Consider the following 23042-nt stretch of genomic DNA (forward strand, 5'->3'; position numbering starts at 1 on the left):
AACGGACTTAAAACTTGCTCAAAAAAGCCGCGGAGATCCGGTGCGTCACTACCTAACCATTATATTGAAAGCCAGTCTATCAAGCTGTGCCAGGGCGATTCCTTTGTAGTCATCATCCAAAAAGAGATGGCGGGTTAGGAGGAGGTGGTGGTGCTACACGTTTTTGCATCCACTGATTGAACGGCATCGTTTGACCGGGAACTTGGAACGGGTTCGAAAGTACGTGGCAAAATTGTTCTGCATGACTTGCCCTTTCAACAGGGTAAAAGAAAGATACATCATGTTTTTTTAGGATGTCGAATGTGCCTTCAGTTGTATAGGGGTTATCAATGTGATTATGTAAAAATAGTTCGTAAAGCAATAGCCAGTTTTGATCTAGCTCATAAAGGGTTGCGTTGTCGATAACGCTCAGTGCATATTCCTTTGCGAAGGTAATCGATTTATTGAATTTGCATAGCATAGTAATCGCTGCGCAGTCTTTTGAGTTGATCACCTCCTTGATTTGATCTTCGCCAGGCTCGCGATTTAGCTGATTTAAATAATAAAGCGCCCAACACATTCCATCTGAGCGTCTGTGTAAAGCATTTACTGTGATGATTGTGTTTAATTTTTCATGTGTTGCATCTACATCGTACGCTTCTGAACGAGCATCAATTTTTTCAAGTAGAGGCAGTAAGGCAGGGAAATGCCATGCAAGATTTAAAGCATAGTTAAAAATCGCGATCGCGGCATCACCAGTTCCTCGACAAGCTATAGCGCCAATAGCATATCTGAGCACGCTGCCATCTGGAGTTTCTTTGTTAAGGCGGACGGCAAAGTCTAGAAAGTTGATTGCCTCGCTAGTGTTTAGCGCAAGGACTCCTTCGCTATCTGTGCGCTTCGGTAGAGCATTGTTTAGCAAGGAGGTCCATGGGTCCTGCAAAGGTTCGGGCAACTCTTTAATGGTGGTTTTATTTAAGTTTAGGGATAATCTATAGCTCGCGAGTTCTTGTCCCAATAAACGGATAAAGTTTTGTGCTTCATCATGGCTTTCGCAGTATGCTGTGTAGTCATCTATGTATCGTGTAAAAATAAAATTATGCCCTTCAAGCACTTTATCAATTCGACACAAGATTATCTCTACGGCTATGTTGGAAGTTGCCGGCCCAATAGGTAGGCCAGAGGTTTCGTTTCTTTTTGTGTTTCTGAATGCCGCGTCTAAAAGACTGCTCCAATGCTTCGGCTTTGTAAAAAGATTGTTCTTTGCTTGTTCGTATCCTTGTATAGCCCACTCCAAAGAGTGCGTATAAATGGAGCCGAAACAGTTAGAAATATCTGTGTGGGCGCGAAATCTTTTCCCAAAAGTGTCTTCAAGAGCGGCGCTGGTGCGTGCATCATGACTTTCATAGTTCATGATTATCATTCGCCCATCGATATGTTCTTCTATCTTAATGGCGCCTTGATTGCTGAATGTTAACTCCGTTATCTCCTTGTAATTGGCCATAATTTTTGCATGCAATCTTGCATAAGCAAGCGGGTGTAATAGAGCTAGAGTTCGAGAGATGTTATTGTATCTAGTAACGCGGTATTCAACGAGATCGAACCAGTGTTGTTTTCGCGCTTCCTGGATAGGAAGTTTTAATAATTCCTCAGCGATTTCTGGCGTAAAGCGTCGTGTCGTAAAACAGGGAGGCATTTCGCTGGCTGAGTCTTTCTGATTAGGGAAGTAATTCCATCTTGTCAGAGCCTCTGAGAAATGTCGCTCAGGAGAAAGACCTAATGGAATGCTAGAGAAAGGACTAGTGAATTCTTTCAATTAAACCTCCTTATTTGACCGCTTGGCTATTATCCAAAAATTATCATAGTACTTTGCTACAGGCTACTTGACTTGTCGAGTGATGTTGATTGCTAAGGAAGGTCATGGCCCTACCCCAAGCAGAACCCACCCTATATAGCGGTGCAATCCTCGCCCACGTAGTCCTGCTGAAATACGCCAAGCTGCGGTTTGCTAAAAAGCGTAACCCAGCCCTCATGTTCGCAGGCCAAAGGCTGGGAAGTTTCTGCTTAGACTTCTTGGTAGAAAGAAATCGTCTCTTTCAGCGCGGCTGAAAACTCGTAGATTTCGTCCAGCGAGGTGATTGGATGGCGCGTTTCGACTTTGTCCTTGTCGAATACCCCAAGATATTTTTGGCTACGATTGAAGTGAAGTCTGGCGATAGGTTTTCGGTTGTTGTCGTCTAGGAGGACGCCGAAGTAGCTCTGCGTATCTCTGCTAGCTATTCGCTTTGCATCTATGACGGTCCGGACGATCGCTTTGATAATATGGAAACCTTCCAACTCCTCCATCGTAGTTAGAAAGCGGTCTTCAGGCTGTTCTTGGGCTTCAGCCTGATTTTCAGCGACGACCGATTCGGCGAGCGTGGGAAACGTGGCTTTGCTCATCGCTGACTTCAACCTGTCGTTGATCTGATCACTAAGAAACTGGGAAGCGGCTTTTCTTGTGAGTTGGGTGAACTGATCTCTAATTTTTTGGGTGATAACCCCCTCGTAGACTCGCGATGCGAAGAAACGAACGAAATCATCATCAGGCTGGGTGAACTGCTTAGCTATTTCCTTTTTTATATTTCCCACATACTTCAGTTCACCTGCAGCATTGATGATTGAATCAACATCGAAAGCGGATTTCGTAAGTTTTTGAAGCTCAGGGATGACGTGCTCATCAATGTTAAGCAGATCGATCTCTAGAAATGGCTTCTCATCCATTTTGTTTGGTGCATCAAGATCAGTGTAGAACCGATAGAATCTGCCATTTGTAAGGATGGAGATTCTCGCAGTGGTGACATGGAAATATCGGAACAGTTGGCTCGCATGGTTGATATGGAGCGGCTCGCCGACTTTTTTTGTTTCGATCAATATCTGGATTTGTCCGCCTTTCAGGATCGCGTAATCAATTTTTTCCCCTTTTTTGGTGCCGACATCGCATACATATTCGGGGACGACTTCGGAGGGGTCGAAAACATCGTAGCCCAGCACGGTATGAATGAACGGCATGACAAAAGCAGTCTTTGTTGCTTCCTCGGTTTGTATCGTCGACGCTAGTTGATTAACCTTCGCTGACATTGCGTTTAAGCGTTCTACAAAATCCATTTGCCTGCTCCGTTGCACGTTCACCCGATTGGGGTCGTAGGGGCGCAACGCTACTACGCATGGATGTCATCTTGCTACTGTTATTCCATCCACACTGGACGCTTGGCCAGATGAATGACACCTAGGGAATCCGCTATCTCGCTCTGAATTTGTTTCTGATTTCCTAACCGGAACGACTCCTATTGGCCGAAGCCAGCAGTGAGGGAGCGAAAAAGGGTGTCTCCGGCTAAGAAAAAGCCCCGTGTCGTTTCTGCAGACGCGGGGCTTTTGGATGCACGAGTTCTTGTACCAATTTCCGTACCAGTTGTTGCGTTTTGGGAAGAAAAATCAGGTGGCCCTAAGTACTAAGTCCCCGATTTCATTACCTCTGAACACCAAGCTAAACCCACTCTACATAGCGGTGTAATTCTGTTCCAGAGACATGAAACTACCTGTGGGATTTTACGCAAAGGGCAAGGGTACGGTGGCGGACACGGCGCTGCAAGCTCGGCAATCGGGCGCTACTCGTCGCGGCCTTCCATCATGGTGCGCTTGAGCATCACGTACACCGCCCCGGCGCCACCGTGTTTCGCCTGGCAGGAGGTGAAGCCCAGCACTTGCGGGTGCTGGCGCAGCCAGGTGTTGACGTGGCTCTTGATCATCGGCCGCTTGCCGTCCAGTCGCACGGCCTTGCCATGGGTGACGCGCACGCAGCGAATCTCGAAGCGGGTGGCTTCGGCCAGGAAGGCCCAGAGGGTTTCCCGGGCCTTTTCCACGGTCATGCCGTGCAGGTCGAGACTGCCTTCGAAGGGGATCTGGCCAACCTTCAGCTTGCGCATCTGGCTTTCCTGAACGCCGTCGCGAGCCCACATCAGCTCGTCTTCAGGGCCTACGTCGATCACGAACTGGTCGGACAAGCCATCCACCGTCGTGGCATCGGTGCGCACCGTGGCGGCCTGGCGCAGCTTGGCGATTTGTGCGCGATCCGCCTTGGGTTTGCCGGTCTCGGCACGGTCGTGCTTGATCGGTTTAACGCCCTGGATCGCACTTTTGAACAGGGAAAAGTCGTCGTCTTGCATGTCAGCCTCCGCGAAGGCCGGCCAGTTTACCCAACTCCTGCGGGAACAGGCGCGACAAAACGTCGGGCGGCGGGTCAGTCGTGCTTTTTCATCAGGTGAGGAGCCATGGCCAGCTCCAGGGATTGGCGGGCCCGACGGCGGCAAAGACGCCACAGCCAGACGCCCAAAAGCAGTACCAGCAAGCCGATCACCAGAATGATCGTTGAGCCGAGCGCGGTTGCATTCAACTCGCCCAGGGCGGGCGGGCGACCCAGCAGGCTGGCGGCGCCGGCCATCGCCAGCAATACACCGAGCGTTGCCAGGAGCGCCGCGAGCGCGGCACCGAAACGCAAGCGCCAGTTGCTCGGGCCTTTGGGCCGCAAGCGACGTGCGTCAAAACCATCGGATAACTTCATTCCGACCTTCCTCAATGGGTATCGGCCCTTCGACCGGAAGATGTTCGGGTTGTTCCTGACACTACGGCAATTGCGGCAAATGAGAGGCTTTTGCGGATAAGCGGCGCAACGGGCCGCTTATCGAAGGGGTGTCAGATGAAATCGCGGGTCAGAGCCAGGGTGGCGAAGTTGTCCGCCATGATCGCCATCTCGGTCTGGTGCACGTGTTCGGCGCTCAGGACACCGCCCTTGTGCGGCAGATCGCGAGTGGCGCAGGCGTCTTCGACCAGGGTGCAACGAAAGCCCAGGTTCTTGGCGGCGCGCACGGTGGTGCTGACGCTGGAATGGCTCATGAAACCGCAAACGATCAGGTCCAGGGGGCCGAAGTCCTCCAGGCGTTTTTTCAACTCGGTGCCGTGAAACGCGCTGGGCAGCAGTTTTTCCACCACGGTTTCGTCGCCCTGGGGTTCCAGGCCGGTGATGAACTCCCCGCGTTCGCCCTGTGGATCGAACAGCCCGCCATGGGTGCCCAGGTGACGCACATGCACGATCGGCCGGCCGGCGGCACGGGCCGCGCCGAGCAATTGCCTGATGTTCGCGACCGCTGCATCCATGCCACTCAATGCCAGGGGGCCGGCGAGGTATTCTTTCTGGGCATCGATGATGATCAGCGTCGCTTGACTCAGATTGGCCGCCGCGTAACCGCGACCGCTGAGTTGAAACATCGTTTTTGGAACGGACATTCTGGGGCTCCTTCGAGTGGGGCTTTTGCGACATTCTCCTCTGGCTGAGCGGTTCTGTGAATCGCTTCCATCGCAAGGGCCGTCGTTGCTGGCCTACAGCCTTGTCAAGATGTCCGTCTTGTTCAATAGTCAGCGCGAAAAACGGATAAATCCTACATCTGTCGCGGCCTTATTCGCGCGTGTTTGAGCCGTGTTTTGGTGGGGGGAGTGATTGGCTGGTAGACTCGCCAGTCGTTTTTTTGGAGTTTGCCGCCGTGATCACTTCCCGTCTCCGTACCCTGCGCGACCATATACGTTGGGCCGTCAGCCGTTTCCATGGAGAGGATCTGTTTTTCGGCCATGGCACCGACAATGCGTGGGATGAAGCCCGTCAGTTGGTGTTGGGCGCGCTGCATCTGCCATGGGAAATTGCCGATAGCTACCTGGACTGCCGTCTCGAAGACGAAGAGCTGGTTCATGTGCAGCGCCTGCTGCGCCGACGTATCGCCGAACGCATCCCGGCGGCCTACCTGCTGGGTGAAGCCTGGTTCTGCGGGATGTCTTTCATCGTCGACGAACGCGTGCTCATTCCACGCTCGCCCATTGGTGAACTGATCGAAAACCGTTTTGCGCCCTGGCTGGGTCAGGAACCGGCACGGATTCTCGACCTCTGCACCGGTTCCGGCTGCATCGGCATCGCGTGCGCTTTTGAGTTCCCGGAGGCGGAGGTGGTGCTGGCCGACCTGTCGTTCGAAGCGTTGGAAGTGGCCAACCAGAACATCGAGCGCCACGGCGTCGACGAGCGTGTGTTCACTGTCCAGGGAGATGGTTTCGAGGGTTTGCCGGGCCAGCGTTTCGACCTGATCGTGTCGAACCCGCCCTACGTCGATGCCGAAGATTTCGCCGACATGCCGCAGGAGTACCAGCACGAACCGGAGCTGGGCCTGGCCTGTGGCGATGATGGCCTGAACCTGGTGCGCCGGATGCTGGCCGAGGCCGCCGATCATCTGACCGAGAAGGGCTTGTTGATTGTCGAGGTCGGTAACAGTCAGGTTCACGTCGAGGCGTTGTACCCGGAAGTCGATTTTGCCTGGCTGGACTTCGAACGTGGCGGGCACGGTGTATTCATGCTCAGTGCTGAACAGTGCCGCCAGCATCAGGCATTGTTTGCTTCGCGGGTTTGACCTGATCGATCTGGCGGAACTGTCCTTGTGGCGAGGGGATTTATCCCCGCGGGGTGCGAAGCACCCCTAAAACCAGCCACCTGCGGAGTATCAGAATTCTTGCAGGGGGCTGCTGCGCAGCCCAGCGGGGATAAATCCCCTCGCCACAGGATTATGTGTCAAGCAGCCGGCAATCAGTGCCGCGTCGCAATCCAGATCAACAACCCAGCCTGGAACATGGCAAATGCCACCAGGCAGGTAATGGTGAAACGCAGGCCGTTGTCTTCGCGCTTGAACTTGGCGACCTTTTCTTCCTGCTGCTTGAGTTTGACCTCTTGCTCCGCCAGGTTCTGCTCGGCTTGCTGGAGCATCTGTGCGGCTTCGAGAATTTCCACGAACTGCAGTTTTTCGGTGTTCCAGTCCCCCAGCAGATTGCCCACCTGCGCTGGCTTGACGCTGCCTTTGAGGTGCTGGGCGTCGGCGTAGACCACTTCAAAACCATGGGCTTTCAAGAAGTGGTCGCGGCGCAGGCGGGTGTCTTCGTTCAGCGCGTCCTTGTTATTCAGATCGCTGCCATCGACCCGGTAGCTCGACCAGCGCTTCTTGGCCCAGGTAATGCCCTGGGCGGCGAGGAAGCGGCCAATGCCGCGGTTCAGCGGCTCGACCTGCAAGCTGTCCGGGGAAAAATACAGGCGTTTTTCGACGTGATCGGCCCACACGTCCAGATGATTCTGTTCCTTGCGCACTCGCTGGCCCGGCAGTTGAACGCTCATGCGCAGCAAACTGCGCTCCTTGCTGTGGCGCTCGGCATAGCTGAATTCGACAAACCGCAGCGGCCGCGCACCCGTGGCACGGTCGGTCTTGAGCGGTGCCAGGCGGAGCATTTTATGGTGCTCGGCCTGCACATCCGCCCAAGGCAGCTCCGCCACTGGAGCGGCGGGCGTTTCGGCGGGGGTGTCGGGTGAAGTTTGAGTGTCAGTCATAACGGCAAAATCCTGTCCAGGCCGGCTGATCGGCAGCCATAGCGCTGTCCGACACCGGTCTATCGGCCGTTTTTGCCAGGACTGGAGGGGGAAAACCGTCTATCGAGCGGGTAATGAGCTAATAAAACCGAGGATTTTCGTGCCCAATTCGGCCGCCAGGGGCAGGTTTGGATTTTTGTAGGAAGCCAATTGCTCTTTCATGTCCTTGGGAACGATGCGCATGACGTGGTTCATGCCCTTGATCAGCGCCAGCTCGGCATCGGGTTTGGCGGCTTGCAACTGCCTGGCGTCATCGACGCTGACTTGAATGTCATGGCTGCCTTGGATAATCAGCGCCGGCATCTTCAGCGCCGCGAAAGCCTGGGCCGGCGCTTGGCGGAACAGCGAGATCAGGTAGGGCTGCACGCTGGGACGAAAGATGACCTGCAGTTGCGGCGGTACGTTCTGGTCGAGGCGACCGGCCTTGAGGCTGTCCAGCAGCTCATTGGCGCGCGCCATCAGGGGGGGAGGCAGGCGGCTGCTCAGTTGTTGACGCAGCACCTGATCGATCGGCCGGGCACTGCCGGACAGCGAGATGACCGCGGCTGCATTCGCCTGGGGGGCGGCGAGGCTGGCGATCAGGGCGCCTTCGCTGTGACCCAGCAGGATCAATGGACCCATGCGTGGATCGGCGGCCAGTTTGCGGCTCCAGGCCACGGCGTCGGCCACGTAGGCTTCGACGCTCAGGTTGCGTTCGTCCGGGGTCGCGGCAAGGCTGGCGGCTACCCCGCGTTTGTCATAGCGCACGCTGGCGATGTTGTGTTTGGCCAGCACCCAGGCCAAGCGTTTGAGGCTATCGTTGCGCCCGCCGTCGGGGTTGTTTCCATCACGGTCTGTAGGACCCGACCCGGAAATGATCAGGACAACCGGCACAGGTGCGTCGGACTTGGGCAACAGCAGCGAGCCGAAAAGCTCGCCGTTACCCGTGTCAAGGCTGATCGGTCGTTGCAGGACGGTGGCCTGGGCCAGGCTGGAAAGCAGGCCGGTAAACAGGGCAAGGCTTAAGGCAAGCAGCTTTAACATCATTACGCCATTGGTTACGAAGGTGCCGGTTGGACTGACGGCCACCGATAAGGTTCGAGGATGAACTACTGAGGGAGCCTGCGTATACTGGCGCCCATCACGAATTCAGCGATTTCACGGAGCACCCTGCATGTCCGGCAATACCTACGGCAAGCTGTTCACCGTCACCACCGCGGGCGAAAGCCATGGCCCGGCGTTGGTCGCCATTGTCGACGGCTGCCCGCCGGGCCTGGAGATTTCCCTGGACGATCTGCAGCGTGACCTGGACCGGCGCAAGCCGGGCACCAGCCGCCACACCACCCAGCGCCAGGAAGCCGATGAAGTCGAAATCCTGTCCGGTGTGTTCGAAGGACGCACCACTGGCTGCGCCATCGGCCTGCTGATCCGCAACACCGACCAGAAGTCCAAGGACTACTCGGCCATCAAGGATCTGTTCCGCCCGGCCCACGCCGACTACACCTACCACCATAAGTACGGCGAGCGTGATTACCGTGGCGGTGGTCGCAGTTCGGCCCGGGAAACCGCCATGCGCGTGGCGGCCGGTGCGATTGCCAAGAAGTACCTGGCCAGCCAGGGCATCGTGATTCGTGGCTACATGAGCCAGTTGGGTCCCATCGAAATCCCGTTCAAGACCTGGGAGTCGGTGGAGCAGAACGCTTTTTTCTGCCCCGATCCAGACAAGGTGCCGGAGCTGGAGGCCTACATGGACCAGCTGCGCCGGGATCAGGATTCGGTCGGCGCGAAGATCACCGTGGTGGCCGAAGGTGTGATGCCGGGCCTGGGCGAGCCGATTTTCGACCGGCTCGATGCCGAACTGGCCCACGCGCTGATGAGCATCAACGCGGTGAAGGGCGTGGAAATCGGCGCCGGTTTCGCCTGTGTCGCCCAGCGCGGCACCGAGCACCGCGACGAGCTGACCCCGCAAGGTTTCCTGAGCAATAACGCCGGTGGCATCCTCGGTGGCATTTCCTCGGGCCAGCCGATCGTGGCGCACCTGGCCTTGAAGCCAACCTCCAGCATCACCACGCCGGGGCGCTCCATCGACGTCCATGGCAACCCGGTGGACGTCATTACCAAGGGCCGCCATGACCCGTGCGTCGGCATCCGCGCCACGCCCATTGCCGAGGCGATGATGGCGATCGTGCTGATGGACCACTTGTTGCGTCATCGCGGCCAGAATGCCGACGTGCGGGTCAGCACCCCGGTGCTGGGCCAGCTTTGATGGCTGACCTGCCGACCGCCGTGGCCTGACGACCATGGCGGCTCTGCCGTACTGGCGGCTCTCCAGTTTCTATCTGTTCTATTTCGCGCTGCTCGGTTCGACGGCGCCGTTTTTGGCGTTGTATTTCGATCACCTGGGGTTCAACGCGGCGCGCATCGGCGAGCTGGTGGCGATCCCCATGCTGATGCGCTGTGTGGCACCGAATATCTGGGGCTGGCTGGGGGATTACACCGGCCAGCGCCTGGCGATCGTGCGCTTTGGTGCCATTTGCACGCTGCTGACGTTCTCGCTGATCTTCATCGACCAGAGCTACGCCTGGCTGGCCTTGGTCATGGCGCTGCACGCGTTCTTCTGGCACGCGGTATTGCCGCAGTTCGAAGTCATTACCCTGGCCCACTTGAGCGGGCAGACGTCGCGCTACAGCCAGATTCGCCTGTGGGGTTCCATCGGTTTCATCATCACCGTGGTCGCGCTCGGCCGGCTGTTTGAATGGCTGAGCCTGGACATCTATCCGGTGGCACTGGTGTTGATCATGGGCGGCATCGTGCTCGCCAGTTTCTGGGTCCCCAACGCCCAGCCGACCCAGGGACCGCGAGTGGCGGGGGAGGGGTTTCTGCGGCAACTGCGCAACCCTGGCGTGCTGGCGTTCTATGGCTGCGTGGGGCTGATGCAGGTCAGTCATGGGCCGTATTACACCTTTCTGACGTTGCACCTGGAAGGCCTGGGCTACAGCCGCGGGTTGATCGGTATGCTCTGGGCCATTGGGGTGGTGGCGGAGGTCCTGATCTTCCTGCTGATGAGCCGGATCCTGGCGCGGTTTTCCGTGCGTCGGGTGCTGCTGGTGAGTTTCCTGCTGGCGGCGTTGCGTTGGCTGCTATTGGGCTCACTGGCCGAGTTTCTCTGGGTTTTGTTGTTTGCCCAGGTGCTGCACGCGGCGACCTTCGGCAGTTTTCACGCCGCTGCCATCCATTTCGTGCAACGTAGCTTCGGCCCTCGCCAGCAAGGTCAGGGCCAGGCGTTGTACGCCGCCCTGGCCGGCATGGGCGGGGCGTTGGGCGCGTTGTATTCCGGCTACAGCTGGAGCGCCCTGGGTGCCAGTTGGACTTTCAGCATCGCCAGCCTCGCAGCCTTCGCTGCAGCCGTTATCATTGCCACACGTATGCAAGAGGACAGGCCATGAGCCTTACCCGTGAACAGCTCGCCCGGGAAATCATCGACGCCGGGCGTTTTTTGTATGGCCGCGGCTGGTCCCCGGCCACCAGCAGCAACTATTCGACCCGGCTTGCGCCTGACCAGGCCTTGCTCACCGTGTCCGGCAAGCACAAGGGGCAACTGGGCCTCGACGATGTGCTCGCCACCGACCTGGACGGCAACAGCCTGGAACGCGGCAAGAAACCCTCCGCCGAAACCTTGCTGCATACCCAGCTGTACCGCTGGCGCCCGGAGATCGGCGCGGTGTTGCACACCCATTCGGTGAACGCTACGGTGTTGTCGCGCCTGACAAACGAAGCCTTCATCGACTTTGAAGACTACGAATTGCAAAAGGCTTTCAGCGGTGTGTCGACCCACGAGTCCTGTGTCCGCGTGCCGATTTTCGACAACGACCAGGACATCGCGCGCCTGGCCGGCCAGGTGCAACCGTGGCTCGAGGCTCACCCCGATTGCGTCGGTTACCTGATTCGCGGTCATGGCCTGTATACCTGGGGGCCGAGCATGAACGATGCCCTGCGCCAGATCGAAGCGTTCGAGTTCCTGTTTGAGTGTGAGCTCAAGACCCGCGCACTCCTGAACCGTTAATTTGCTGGAGCCCTAACCATGAGCAGCCTGTCCGTCTACCACGTCTCAAGCCCCGACATTCCGAACAAGGTGCTGACCCACTTCGAAGACATCGCCGTGACCCTGGCCGATAAAGGTGTTCGTTTCGACCGCTGGGAAGCGGCGACCAAAATCCAGCCCGGCGCCGGCCAGGACGAAGTGATTGCTGCCTACCAGACCCAGATCGACCGGTTGATGACCGAGCGTGGCTACGTCACGGTCGACGTCATCAGCCTCAACAGCGACCACCCGCAAAAAGCCGAACTGCGGGCCAAATTCCTCGATGAACATCGCCATGCGGAAGACGAAGTACGATTTTTCGTCGCCGGTCGTGGCCTGTTTACCCTGCACATCGACGATTACGTCTACGCCGTACTGTGCGAAAAGAACGACCTGATCTCGGTGCCCGCGGGCACGCCGCACTGGTTCGACATGGGCGAGCATCCGCATTTCGTTGCCATTCGCCTGTTCAACAACCCGGAAGGTTGGGTCGCGAAGTTCACTGGCGACGACATCGCCAGCCGTTTCCCGCGCCTGGAGGACTGAGCCTGTGCCGATCAAAGCCATTCTCACTGACATCGAAGGCACCACCAGCGCGGTGAGTTTCGTGTTCGATGTGTTGTTCCCCTATGCCGCCAGACATCTCCCGGATTTCGTTCGCCAGCATGCCGACCGCGCCGACGTGGCCGAGCAATTGGCAGCGGTGCGTCAGGACACCGGTGAGCCGGGGGCTGACCTGGAGCGCGTCATCGCGATCCTGCTGGAGTGGATCGCCGAAGACCGCAAGGCCACGCCGCTCAAGGCGTTGCAGGGCATGGTCTGGGAGCAGGGGTATCAGGCGGGGCAGTTGAAAGGGCACGTCTACCCGGATGCGGTTCAGGCGCTACAGCGCTGGCATCAGGAAGGTTTCCAACTGTTCGTTTATTCCTCGGGCTCGATTCAGGCACAGAAGCTGATTTTCGGCTGTTCCGAAGCGGGCGATCTGTCGCCTTTGTTCAATGGTTATTTCGACACCACCTCGGGGCCCAAGCGGGAGGCGCAGTCCTACCAGCGCATCAGCGCGGCGGTGGGCGTATCGCCGGAGGAGATTCTGTTTCTGTCGGATATCGTCCAGGAGCTGGACGCGGCTCGTGATGCCGGCATGGCAACGTGCGGATTGGCGCGCGAGGGCGGTGAGCTGCAAGGGCATGTCACGGTGGACAGTTTTGCCCGGATCGAACCTTCAGCCTTTTGATACCTGAGGGCGCGGGCTTGCTCGCGAAGGCTGCGTGTCAGGCGGCATGTCGGTTAGCTGACACACCGCCTTTACGAGCAACTCCGCTCCCACACGATTCTGTAAAGAGAATCAGGCGCTGTGATAGGTCGGCAGCGCAAAACGATGCTGGCTCTGCAGCATGGCGATCTGTGGCAATTCGCTGGCTTGTTCCGCCAGGTCGCGACGGATGGCGCTGATTGCCCAGGACAGTTGGTCCCCGGCGTGCAACTGAGCGTAGGAAATTGTGCGTTTAAACAGTTTGCCTTCGCTGTTGCGCAAGGTCAGCAGGATACCGCCATCCGGGCGGGCCTGGGTGGTCACTTCGTAGTTGGAAAACAGGGACGCAAACTTTTCTTGAATCATGTTCATATTTGACTGCTCCAGGGTGGTGGCAAACCGTGGAGAGGGTGTTGCAGTGTCTGTGCCAGCGTTGGGCTTGAATAAAAGTCGTTATAAAACAATCATTTAACATTTCCCTTCATTTTTGCTTTCGTGCAACTTGCATGAATGGCCACCGTGCATCCTGCATTTTGCGTGGTCGGGCGATTTTTTGTTGAACCAATTGAATTTCTGACGCTCTTGCTCCGCCTGTCTGCGAGGGTGGATACAAAACATTGCAAAAACCGCATGTACAGCGCCGGAATCGCTGGCGTAATTTCGACCGCAATTGAGCTCCAGCCCGACAACAAGAACCGAGACCCACGAGGTCAAACGGGAGTGACCATGAGTCGTACATCCAGCGACGCCATTACCTGGGGCAAGATGCTGCGCAAGCTACCCACGATTGCCAGGGCCATTCCCCGTATCGTCAGAGGCATGAAGCTGGCCAACGTCCAGGACCCGACCCAGCCCTGTGGCCTGGGCTGGTGTTTCGAACAGGCCACGCAGCGCAATCCCCAAGGGCCGGCATTGCTGTGTGGCGACACGGTATTGAGTTATGCACAGGCCAACGAACAGGCTAATCGCATCGCTCATTACCTGTTGGCGCAGGGCATCGGCAAGGGCGATTGCGTGGCGATTTTCATCGAGAACCGGCCACAGTTGTTGGTGACGGTGCTGGCGGTGGCGAAAGTGGGTGCGGTCAGCGCCATGGTCAACACTTCACAGACCGGGGATGCGCTGGTGCACAGCCTGGCGTTGGTCGCCCCTGTCGCGGTGGTGGTCGGGGAAGAACGGGTCGCGGCGTTCAACGACGTGCGAGCCCGCACTTCGCTGTCAGGCGAGCGAACCTGGTGGATCGCCGACCAGGACAGCGCTGCCGTGCCTTGCGGTTTCATCGACCTGATAAGCAGCAGCGCCAGTTACCCAGGCGAAAACCCGGCCAGCAGCCAGCAGGTTTTTTTCAACGACCCATGTTTTTATCTCTACACTTCGGGCACGACCGGCTTGCCCAAGGCAGGGGTGTTCCGCCACGGGCGCTGGATGCGCACTTCCACCAGTTTCGGCCTGATCGCCCTGGACATGCAGCCCGCGGATGTTTTGTATTGCACGCTGCCGCTGTACCACGCCACGGGGCTGTGCGTGTGCTGGGGGGCGGCGATCTGCGGCGCCTCGGGGTTTGCGATCCGGCGCAAGTTCAGCGCCAGCCAGTTCTGGAGTGACGTTCGCCGTTACCGGGCCACCACCCTGGGCTATGTCGGTGAGTTGTGTCGCTACCTGGTCGACCAGCCCGCCAGTGCCGAGGACCGGCGGCATGAGGTCCGGAAGATGATCGGCAACGGCTTGCGCCCCGGGGCCTGGGCGGCGTTCAAGACGCGTTTTGGTGTCGATCATATCTGCGAGCTGTACGCGGCCAGCGACGGCAATATCGGTTTCACCAATGTGCTGAATTTCGACAACACCGTCGGGTTTTCGCTGATGGGCTGGGAGCTGGTGCAGTACGACCATGACAGCGGGGCGCCGTTGCGCAATCTGCAAGGCCGAATGCAGAAAGTGCCCAAGGGCGAAGCCGGCCTGCTGATGGCGCGCATCGACGACAAGGCACCGCTGGACGGCTACACCGATCCGGCCAAGACCGAAAAAACCATCTTCAAAGATGTCTTCGTGCCTGGCGACCGTTACTTCAATACCGGTGACCTGTTGCGCAATATCGGTTTCGGCCATGGGCAGTTCGTTGATCGCCTCGGTGACACCTATCGCTGGAAAGGCGAGAACGTCTCCACCACCGAAGTTGAAAATGTATTGCTGCAGCACCCGCAGGTGGCCGAGGCAGTGGCGTATGGCGTCGAGATCAATGGTACCAATGGCCGCGCCGGCATGGCGGCGATTACCCCGTCCGAATCCCTGGCGACCCTGGATTTTGCTGAGCTGTTGCAGTTTTTGCAGTGCAAATTGCCGGCCTATGCGGTGCCGTTGTTCCTGCGCATCAAGGTGAAGATGGACACCACCGGCACCTTCAAATACCAGAAAAACCGTCTCAGGAGCGAAGCCTTCGACCCGTGCGCCACGGGCGATGAGCCGGTCTATGCCTGGCTGCCCGGCACCGCGACCTATGTGCGGGTCGACCGGCAATTGGTAGCGCAGATTCAGCAAGGACAGTACCGTTATTGATTCTGGCTATGCACGGTGCAGAGAAAAAAGGGATGACAGGCCTGGAGTCCCTCGGGAAACTAGCCGCTTTGCGAAGACTTAAGTGGAGTTCCCCATGTCCGATACAAGCCGCCAGATGACCCCGGAAGAGGCTGCGGAGTTTGCCGAACAGGTGTTCAATGTCGCCCGCCAGGGCGACGCTGCCATGATGGCCGCCTTGCTGAGCAAAGGCCTGCCGCCCAACCTGCGTAATCACAAAGGCGACACCTTGCTGATGCTGGCCGCTTACCACGGGCATGTGGAGACGGTGAAAGTGCTGCTGGAAAACAAGGCCGATCCGGAAATCCGCAACGACAACGGCCAGAGCCCGATTGCCGGCGCAGCGTTCAAGGGCGACCTGGCCGTGGTCAGCGCGCTGGTGGACGGCGGGGCGCAGGTGGAAGGCGCTTCCTTCGATGGTCGCACCGCATTGATGATGGCGGCGATGTTCAATCGTGTGGAGATCGTCGATTACCTGATCAGCAAGGGTGCCGACCCCAAGGCCAAGGACGCCAACGGCGTCTCGGCCCTGGATGCAGCCCGGACCATGGGCGCGGTGGATACCACGGCGCAGTTGGAAAAGTTGCTGGGCTGATCTCTATCTGCTGGGAAGTACCTGAAGTCTGACGCTGCTTCTGTGGCGAGGGGATTTATCCCCGTTGGGGCGCGAAGCGGCCCTACAACCAATCCGTTGTGTCAGGTTATTTTTTGGGGCTGCTTTGCAGCCCAGCGGGGATAAATCCCCTCGCCACAAAAGCGCCCTCGCCACAGGTGCCTGACTCAATCAATGTGATGCGCTATCCTGCGCGCCCTCAAAACCCAATCGCCACAGGATTTCCCCATGAAAGCCGCACTCGTCGAACTCATCAGCAAAATAAGCTCCGGCTGCCTGGGCGATGCCGACGTTGCGAAAATTGCTGACGAAGCGGCCCAGGCCTACGCCGACCCGGCGGCTTTTCTGGCGGCCAACCCGGACATCAACTACGACGACAGCTTCCCGATTCCATTGGGCGAATGGGTGGTGGTGGGGAGTCTGCCGGACACCGTGTTGTTCCAGGCCGATACTTATGTAGACCTGTTCGAACAGATCGTCGCCTCGTTCGGCCCTGGCGTGGCCTTCAATCTCAAGCCCAAGCAACTGGCGAAAACCGAAGCCTTGACGGCGCTCAATCGCATCCAGATCCAGATGAGCAGCCTGAACAAGGAAAACGGCGGCTATGTGCTGATGAATTTCAGCCAGTTGCTCGACGATGAACTGCAGATGGTTCTGGTGTACGGCAACGACGTGCCGCGTGTGCTCGAGCTGTGCGCCGACGTCGGCATTGCCGCCGCGCCGGCCCTGGAAGCCTTGAAGGTTGCGATCCACGTCTGAGCAATAAAACGGAACCCTCGTCGGGCTCCCGCTATCCTAAGTGTGCAAATCATCATCTGGGAGCGACACCATGGGTTCCACCTTCAACGGTCTGATTGGCCTGATCATCCTGGCGCTCGATATCTGGGCGATCATCAATGTGCTCAAGAGTGGCGCGGGAACGGGGGCAAAAGTCCTGTGGGTGCTGTTGATCCTGCTGTTGCCAGTGCTGGGCCTGATCATCTGGGCAGTTGCCGGGCCGCGAGGCAACGTGCGCATCTGACCGCTCTTTGACGTTGCCCGGCAGGCTTTGCCGCCGGGCATTGCGACCCTGCCGCGACGGTATCAGGCCGCCGCCAACGCGTGTTTTTTCGAGGCCTTCAGGAAACCCAGCAAGGCCATCAGCGGGAAGGCACTGCCGACGATCACCACCCACAACCAGCCGCCGTGCTCATATACCGCGCTGGCAATCGATGAACCGAAGGCGCCGCCGACGAAAATGCTGGTCATGTACAGCGCATTGAGACGGCTGCGGCTTTTGGCATCCAGGGCATAGATGGTTCGCTGGCCCAGGACCATGTTCATCTGCACACAGAAATCCAGCACCACACCGGTCACCGCCAGGCCAATGACGCTGTAGAGCGGATGGATGAACGCTGGCAGAAAACTCAGGCTGGCCAACAACATTGCCAGCAGCGAAGCCATGCGGGTATGGCCGGCATCCGCCAGGCGCCCGGCGATGGGCGCGGCAATTGCACCAATGGCACCGACCAGGGCGAACAGGGCGATTTCAGTTTGCGACAGGCCATGATTGCGCGACAGCTCCAGCGGCACGGCGGTCCAGAACAGGCTGAAGGTGGCGAACATACAGGCCTGGTAAAACGCCCGTTGCCGTAACAGCGGCTGCTGGCGCAACAGGGTGCCGAGCGAGCCCAGCAGTTGGCCATAAGAGGCGCTGTGATCGGGTTGGCGCTTGGGCACGGTCAATGCCAGCACGATGCTGATCGCCGCCATCAAGGCCGCGGCGATCATGAACATCGCCCGCCAGCCGAAGTGATCGGCCACCACGCTTGAGACTGGCCGCGCCAGCAGGATCCCCAGCAGCAGGCCGCCCATGATCCCGCCCACCACCCGCCCTCTGGACTCCTCCGGGGCCAAGTGCGCCGCCAGCGGGATCAGGACTTGCACCGATACCGAACTGAACCCCACCAGCAGCGAAACCAGCAGGAACACGTTGGGCTGGTCGGTGAACGCCGCCGCCAACAGGCTGGCAATCGCCACGACGGTGGTGATGATCATCAGGCGACGGTTTTCCAGCAGGTCCCCCAGCGGCACCAGGAAAAACAGGCCCAGGGCATAACCGATCTGGGTCAGCGAGACGATCAGGCTGGCCATGGTGCTGCTCAGGCCGACATCGGGCGCGATCAGTTCGATGATGGGCTGGGCGTAGTAAAGATTGGCAACGATGGCGCCGCAGCAAAAGGCAAACAGCAGAACCATGCCGCGGGTCAGGCTGGTGCTGGCGGATACGGTGGGTGAGTGGGCACTCATGGCAATCTCGTCAGTGAATGGGAAGAGTGGCGTGAGGCTAAAGACTTAGCAGGCTCTGGAACAGGCTCTGTGGCTGATATCGGACATGCTTGCCATTGATGATGAGGCCGTCTCAAGGGGCTGTTAACATTGAAAATGCCTTCTATTCCAGTTTCTTGAACAGCGCATTGCCGCAACGGGAGCAGAAAGCAGCGCCATGATCGTGGTTGTTTTTACTGCAGACCGGACAATCATGCTTGAGCTGGTCACCGCGCATGGCCGTGGCCAGTTCTGCGGTGAAAATACCCGTCGGCACGGCGATGATCGAGTAACCGGTGATCATCACCAGGGACGAAACCACCTGGCCCAATGGCGTCTTGGGCACGATGTCGCCAAACCCCACGGTTGTCAGCGTCACGATGGCCCAATAGATGCCCTTGGGAATGCTGGTGAAACCGTTTTGGGGGCCTTCGATGACGTACATCAAGGTGCCGAACACGGTCACCAGGGTCGATACGCTGACCAGGAATACGATGATTTTCTGCTTGCTCCCCCGCAACGCCGCCATCAGGTAGTTGGCTTGCTTGAGGTAAGGGCTGAGCTTGAGCACGCGGAAAATCCGCAGCATGCGAATGATGCGAACGATCAACAGATACTGGGCGTCGCTGTAGTACAGCGCCAGGATCCCGGGCACGATCGCCAGCAAGTCCACCAGGCCGTAGAAGCTGAACGCGTAGCGCAGGGGCTTGGGCGAGCAGTACAGGCGCAGGCCGTATTCGACGATGAAGATGAAGGTGAACCCCCACTCGATGGCGGCCAGCAGGGACGCGTAGTTCTGGTGCACGCTGTCGATGCTGTCGAGCATCACGATCACCAGGCTGGCGAGGATGATCAACAGCAGGGTGCTGTCGAAGCGCCGGCCGGCCACGGTGTCGGTCTGGAAAATGATCACGTAGAGGCGTTCACGCCAGTTGTTGCTATCCATAACTTTCGCCTGAACCAATAGTCAGCGAAGCCTAGGGTGATTGTCCCGCAAAGCGCAAGGCGCAGTGTCGAGACTGGCAGGTTGCCACATCCGGGCCGTGGCATGAACCAGCCAGCAGGCCAGGATGAAGGGCGCAGTCAGCGGCGCCAGACCCAGGGCGAGAAAGCCCGGTGTGAGCATGACCGCCAGCACAATACCCGCCAGCGGCAACCATCGCTGGCGGCGTTGTTGGCTGAGAGCCAGCGCCACCAGGGCCGGGTTATAGCCGCCGAGCCCCGACAGGGCTTGGGTCGTGTCGTGATGCAGCAGGGAGAATGCCAAGCCTGCGGCGCAACCCAGCAGCGCCCACCCGGCGGCGCGTGGGTTGGCAATCAACAAGCCCACAGCGATCAGCGCGCCGGCCAATGGCTGGTCGAGAAGCATGACTTGGCCCAGTCCCCTCCAGTAAGCGGCCATAAGGTTGGCCACCGTCATTTCAATCGAAATGGGCGATGGCTGTGCCGGGGCAAAACTCAGCAGCAACCAGGCCAGTGCCACGAAGGGCGCGGTGTAGGCGGGCAGGCACTGAGGGCCACGGCTGCGCTTGAGCCACTGCTGAGTCAACATCGCGCCGAGGCCGCCGCTGGCAATAATCAAGGGCGGCAACACGGCTGACCAAGGTAACGCGAGGCTCAATAGCAAGCCCAGCAGGATACCGTTGTAGCTGAACAGCCCAGCCTGTCGGTCAACCTTGGCATAACCGCGTCGCTGGGCGGTGAGCAACCCGGCCACCCCACCCAGCAACGCGCCACCCAACAAAGCGGGTGCGGTGCAGAGAATCGCCAGCAGGCACAACAGGCCACACAGCGGATGCCGTTGGAGGAAAATCTGGCTGAAGCCGTTGAGCAGGGCGGTGGCCCAGTCGGGGCAGTGGGTGTCAAAAGAGTGGTTGGGCATAAGGTAGAGATGTTTTTCTGATAAACCGGGTCGCCCTCTTCGCGAGCAAGCCCGCTCCCACAATGAATCTGTGTATGAACCGTAAATTTGTGGCAACACAGATCAAATGTGGGAGCGGGCTTGCTCGCGAAGGGGCCAGTGCAGGCGCTAAATCAACGTCTCGATGCGCAACGAATTGGTGGACCCCGGCTGCCCGAACGGCACGCCGGCGGTGATCAGCAGGGTATCGCCGCGCTGGGCCATGCCCTGGGCCTGGGCGATTTCCAGGGCGGTGGAGCACACTTCGTCCACCTGGCGCAGCCGATCGTTGACCACCGAATGCACGCCCCAGGCCACCGTCAGACGGCGGGCCGCCTGCAGGTTGGGCGTGAGGTTGAGGATCGGCACCGTTGGCCGCTCCCGCGCCGCCCGCAGGCTGGAACTGCCCGATTCGCTGTAGTTCACCAGCACCGCCACTGGCAGCACATTGCTGATACGCCGGATTGCGCAACTGATGGCGTCCGACGCTGTGGCTTCGGCCTTCGGCCGGCTGACATCCAATTGCGCCTGATAGTCCGGGCCGTTCTCCACCTGGCGGATGATCTTGCTCATCATCTGCACGGCTTCGAGGGGGTAATCGCCGGAAGCGGTTTCCGCCGACAGCATCACCGCATCGGCGCCTTCAGCCACGGCGTTGGCCACGTCGGTGACTTCGGCCCGGGTGGGCGCGGGAGAAAAACGCATGGATTCGAGCATCTGCGTGGCCACCACCACCGGTTTACCGAGGGCGCGGCAGGTGCCGATGATGTTCTTCTGGATCTGCGGCACGCTTTCGGCCGGCACTTCGACACCCAGGTCACCCCGGGCAACCATAATCGCGTCGCTCAGTTCGGCGATCTCCCGAAGCCGGGTCACCGCCGACGGTTTCTCGATCTTGGCCATCAAAAATGCCTTGTCGCCAATCAACGCACGCGCCTCGCGAATGTCCTCGGGGCGCTGCACGAACGACAGCGCCACCCAGTCCACGCCCAACGCCAGGCCAAAGCTCAAGTCGCGACGATCCTTGGTGGTCAGCGGACTCATGTCGAGCACGGCCTGGGGCACATTCACGCCTTTGCGGTCTGACAGTTCGCCGCCGTTGAGCACTTGGGTGTCGATGGCATCGGCGTGCTTGGCGGTCACACGCAGGCGCAGCTTGCCGTCGTCCAGCAGCAGGTCCATGCCGGGCTCCAGGGCAGCGATGATCTGTGGGTGGGGCAGGTTGACCCGCTGTTCATCGCCGGGCGTGGCGTCCAGATCCAGGCGCAGGGCCTGGCCGCGTCGCAGCAGCACTTTGCCGTCGGCGAAGGTGCCCACGCGCAGTTTCGGGCCCTGCAAGTCCATCAGAATGCCCAGTGGGTAGTTGAGCTGCTGCTCGACCTCACGAATCCACTGGTAGCGCTGGGCGTGGTCGGCATGCTCGCCGTGGCTGAAGTTCAGGCGAAAAATATTCACACCGGCCTGCACCAATTCACGGATGTCATCGATCCCACGGGTAGCGGGGCCAAGGGTCGCGAGGATCTTGACCTTTTTATCAGGCGTCATGTTTGGGGTTCTCAAGAATCAGAATGGCGCGAAAGTCGTTGACGTTGGTACGCGTCGGTTCGGTGACGATCAACGCCTCCAGCGCGGCGAAGTAGCCGTAGCCGTTGTTGTTGTCCAACTCGTCGCTGGCGCTCAGGCCCAGTTCGACGGCACGGCGATAGCTGTCCGGGGTCATGATGGCGCCAGCGTTGTCTTCGGAACCGTCGATGCCGTCCGTGTCGCCGGCCAGGGCGTAGATGCCGGGATGACCCTTGAGGCTGTCGGTCAGGCTGAGCAGGAACTCTGCGTTGCGTCCGCCCCGGCCATTGCCGCGCACGGTGACCGTGGTTTCGCCGCCGGAGAGGATCACGCAGGGCGCCGCCAGGGGCTGACCGTGCAGGGCGATTTGCCGGGCGATACCGGCGTGGACTTTGGCCACTTCCCGGGATTCGCCTTCCAGGTCGCCGAGGATCAACGGGCTGAAACCGGCTTGGCGGGCTTTCACCGCCGCCGCTTCCAGTGATTGTTGGGGGCGGGCGATCAATTGGAAGTGGCTGCGGGCCAGGCTCGGGTCGCCGGGTTTGACGGTTTCCGATTCCGGGCTTTGCAACCAGTTGCGCACCGAGGTCGGTACTTCAATGTTGTAGCGCTTGAGGATCGCCAAGGCTTCGGCCGATGTGCTGGGGTCGGCCACGGTGGGGCCGGAGGCGATGACCGTGGCGAGGTCGCCGGGCACATCGGAAATCGCGTAGGTGTAGACCGTCGCCGGCCAGCAAGCCTTGCCCAGTCTCCCGCCCTTGATCGCCGAAAGATGTTTGCGTACGCAATTCATCTCGCCGATGGTGGCGCCGGACTTGAGCAACGCCTTGTTGATCGATTGCTTGTCGGCCAGGGTGATGCCAGCGGCCGGTAGCGCCAGCAGCGCCGAGCCACCGCCGGACAGCAGGAAAATCACCCGGTCGTCTTCGTTAAGGTGGCTGACCAGCTCCAGCACCCGTTGCGCCACCGCCAGGCCCGCTGCATCAGGCACCGGGTGCGCGGCTTCCACCACTTCGATCTTCTGGCAGGGCGCGCCATGGCCGTAGCGGGTCACCACCAAACCGGTGACTTCGCCCTGCCAGCAGCGCTCGACCACCTGCGCCATGGCGGCGGCGGCCTTGCCGGCGCCGATGACGATCACTCGGCCGCTGCGGTCGCTGGGCAGATACTGTTCAAGGACATGCTGCGGATGGGCGGCGTCGATGGCTGTGGCAAACAGCTCGCGGAGCAAATGTTGCGGATCGACCGACATGGCGGGCTCCCGGAATTCTTGTTATTTGAAAGACAACGCGATCCCTTTTGTGGGAGCGG

At 59.1% G+C, this 23042-nt stretch carries 23 protein-coding genes; 10 read left to right on the forward strand and 13 right to left on the reverse strand.

Annotation, left to right across the window (positions count from 1 at the left end; all coding sequences use genetic code 11):
- Window positions 1–112: 112 nt before the first annotated feature.
- The 5 genes from drt4 to AAIS01_RS19630 all read right to left on the reverse strand — a co-directional run bounded on the left by drt4 (window position 113) and on the right by AAIS01_RS19630 (window position 5301).
- On the reverse strand, window positions 113–1795 hold the full coding sequence (gene drt4, locus AAIS01_RS19610) for an antiviral reverse transcriptase Drt4 (RefSeq protein WP_343470320.1): 1683 nt from the start codon (window positions 1793–1795) through the stop codon (window positions 113–115).
- A gap of 248 nt (window positions 1796–2043) precedes the next feature.
- Window positions 2044–3126: a type I restriction endonuclease gene (locus AAIS01_RS19615; protein ID WP_343470321.1), complete on the reverse strand. Its 1083-nt coding sequence runs from the start codon at window positions 3124–3126 to the stop codon at window positions 2044–2046.
- A 500-nt stretch (window positions 3127–3626) separates the two neighbouring features.
- Window positions 3627–4184 carry a Smr/MutS family protein gene (locus AAIS01_RS19620; RefSeq protein WP_045156639.1) on the reverse strand — a complete coding sequence of 186 codons (558 nt, stop codon included), beginning with the start codon at window positions 4182–4184 and terminating at the stop codon, window positions 3627–3629.
- Between the two features lie 74 nt (window positions 4185–4258).
- Window positions 4259–4579 carry a hypothetical protein gene (locus tag AAIS01_RS19625; RefSeq protein WP_092400230.1) on the reverse strand — a complete coding sequence of 107 codons (321 nt, stop codon included), beginning with the start codon at window positions 4577–4579 and terminating at the stop codon, window positions 4259–4261.
- A gap of 131 nt (window positions 4580–4710) precedes the next feature.
- On the reverse strand, window positions 4711–5301 hold the full coding sequence (locus AAIS01_RS19630; RefSeq protein WP_343470322.1) for a cysteine hydrolase family protein: 591 nt from the start codon (window positions 5299–5301) through the stop codon (window positions 4711–4713).
- Window positions 5302–5555: 254 nt separating this feature from the next.
- On the opposite strand from AAIS01_RS19630, the gene prmB reads away from it, so the two are divergent.
- Entirely contained in the window at window positions 5556–6464 is a 909-nt protein-coding gene (prmB, locus tag AAIS01_RS19635) for a 50S ribosomal protein L3 N(5)-glutamine methyltransferase (protein WP_047229625.1), read from the forward strand.
- 173 nt (window positions 6465–6637) lie between these two features.
- On the opposite strand, the gene AAIS01_RS19640 is transcribed toward prmB, so the two are convergent.
- Together AAIS01_RS19640 and AAIS01_RS19645 are read right to left on the reverse strand one after the other, a co-directional pair.
- A complete protein-coding gene (locus tag AAIS01_RS19640; RefSeq protein WP_343470323.1) occupies window positions 6638–7426 on the reverse strand; it encodes a hypothetical protein in 789 nt (262 codons plus the stop codon).
- Between the two features lie 99 nt (window positions 7427–7525).
- Window positions 7526–8491 (reverse strand): alpha/beta hydrolase, encoded by a 966-nt coding sequence (locus AAIS01_RS19645; protein ID WP_343470383.1) that lies wholly within the window; start codon window positions 8489–8491, stop codon window positions 7526–7528.
- Between the two features lie 127 nt (window positions 8492–8618).
- On the opposite strand from AAIS01_RS19645, the gene aroC reads away from it, so the two are divergent.
- Genes aroC through mtnC form a run of 5 tightly spaced genes read left to right on the forward strand, consistent with a single transcriptional unit; the run spans window position 8619 to window position 12759 of the window.
- Window positions 8619–9710 carry a chorismate synthase gene (gene aroC / locus AAIS01_RS19650; RefSeq protein WP_343470324.1) on the forward strand — a complete coding sequence of 364 codons (1092 nt, stop codon included), beginning with the start codon at window positions 8619–8621 and terminating at the stop codon, window positions 9708–9710.
- A gap of 34 nt (window positions 9711–9744) precedes the next feature.
- Entirely contained in the window at window positions 9745–10890 is a 1146-nt protein-coding gene (locus AAIS01_RS19655; protein ID WP_343470325.1) for an MFS transporter, read from the forward strand.
- Window positions 10887–11507 (forward strand): methylthioribulose 1-phosphate dehydratase, encoded by a 621-nt coding sequence (locus tag AAIS01_RS19660; protein WP_343470326.1) that lies wholly within the window; start codon window positions 10887–10889, stop codon window positions 11505–11507. Before AAIS01_RS19655 ends, AAIS01_RS19660 begins: the two co-directional genes overlap by 4 nt.
- An 18-nt stretch (window positions 11508–11525) precedes the next feature.
- Window positions 11526–12071, forward strand: a complete 546-nt coding sequence (locus AAIS01_RS19665; protein WP_343470327.1) for a 1,2-dihydroxy-3-keto-5-methylthiopentene dioxygenase — start codon at window positions 11526–11528, stop codon at window positions 12069–12071.
- A 4-nt stretch (window positions 12072–12075) separates the two neighbouring features.
- Window positions 12076–12759, forward strand: a complete 684-nt coding sequence (gene mtnC, locus AAIS01_RS19670; protein ID WP_343470328.1) for an acireductone synthase — start codon at window positions 12076–12078, stop codon at window positions 12757–12759.
- Between the two features lie 111 nt (window positions 12760–12870).
- On the opposite strand, the gene AAIS01_RS19675 is transcribed toward mtnC, so the two are convergent.
- Complete coding sequence (locus AAIS01_RS19675) at window positions 12871–13149, reverse strand: DUF3509 domain-containing protein (RefSeq protein ID WP_042732342.1); 279 nt, start codon at window positions 13147–13149, stop codon at window positions 12871–12873.
- A gap of 354 nt (window positions 13150–13503) precedes the next feature.
- On the opposite strand from AAIS01_RS19675, the gene AAIS01_RS19680 reads away from it, so the two are divergent.
- The 4 genes from AAIS01_RS19680 to AAIS01_RS19695 all read left to right on the forward strand — a co-directional run bounded on the left by AAIS01_RS19680 (window position 13504) and on the right by AAIS01_RS19695 (window position 16982).
- Window positions 13504–15330: a long-chain-acyl-CoA synthetase gene (locus tag AAIS01_RS19680; protein WP_343470330.1), complete on the forward strand. Its 1827-nt coding sequence runs from the start codon at window positions 13504–13506 to the stop codon at window positions 15328–15330.
- A 94-nt stretch (window positions 15331–15424) separates the two neighbouring features.
- Window positions 15425–15943 carry an ankyrin repeat domain-containing protein gene (locus AAIS01_RS19685; protein ID WP_343470331.1) on the forward strand — a complete coding sequence of 173 codons (519 nt, stop codon included), beginning with the start codon at window positions 15425–15427 and terminating at the stop codon, window positions 15941–15943.
- Between the two features lie 246 nt (window positions 15944–16189).
- Entirely contained in the window at window positions 16190–16720 is a 531-nt protein-coding gene (locus tag AAIS01_RS19690; RefSeq protein WP_343470332.1) for a hypothetical protein, read from the forward strand.
- A 70-nt stretch (window positions 16721–16790) separates the two neighbouring features.
- A complete protein-coding gene (locus AAIS01_RS19695) occupies window positions 16791–16982 on the forward strand; it encodes a PLDc N-terminal domain-containing protein (protein WP_343470333.1) in 192 nt (63 codons plus the stop codon).
- A 62-nt stretch (window positions 16983–17044) separates the two neighbouring features.
- Here AAIS01_RS19695 and AAIS01_RS19700 read toward each other — a convergent pair whose 3' ends face one another.
- The 5 genes from AAIS01_RS19700 to AAIS01_RS19720 form a co-directional block, all read right to left on the reverse strand.
- Window positions 17045–18250 (reverse strand): MFS transporter, encoded by a 1206-nt coding sequence (locus tag AAIS01_RS19700; RefSeq protein ID WP_343470335.1) that lies wholly within the window; start codon window positions 18248–18250, stop codon window positions 17045–17047.
- Window positions 18251–18392: 142 nt separating this feature from the next.
- A complete protein-coding gene (locus AAIS01_RS19705) occupies window positions 18393–19214 on the reverse strand; it encodes an ion transporter (RefSeq protein WP_343470336.1) in 822 nt (273 codons plus the stop codon).
- A 21-nt stretch (window positions 19215–19235) separates the two neighbouring features.
- A complete protein-coding gene (locus AAIS01_RS19710) occupies window positions 19236–20150 on the reverse strand; it encodes an urea transporter (RefSeq protein WP_343470337.1) in 915 nt (304 codons plus the stop codon).
- A gap of 147 nt (window positions 20151–20297) precedes the next feature.
- On the reverse strand, window positions 20298–21713 hold the full coding sequence (gene pyk, locus AAIS01_RS19715) for a pyruvate kinase (protein WP_343470338.1): 1416 nt from the start codon (window positions 21711–21713) through the stop codon (window positions 20298–20300).
- Window positions 21703–22983, reverse strand: coding sequence for a glycerate kinase type-2 family protein (locus AAIS01_RS19720; RefSeq protein WP_343470339.1), 1281 nt, complete (start codon window positions 22981–22983; stop codon window positions 21703–21705). Before AAIS01_RS19720 ends, pyk begins: the two co-directional genes overlap by 11 nt.
- Between the last annotated feature and the right edge of the window lie 59 nt (window positions 22984–23042).

The sequence above is a fragment of the Pseudomonas halotolerans genome, assembly GCF_039581215.1.
GTDB lineage: Bacteria > Pseudomonadota > Gammaproteobacteria > Pseudomonadales > Pseudomonadaceae > Aquipseudomonas > Aquipseudomonas tehranensis.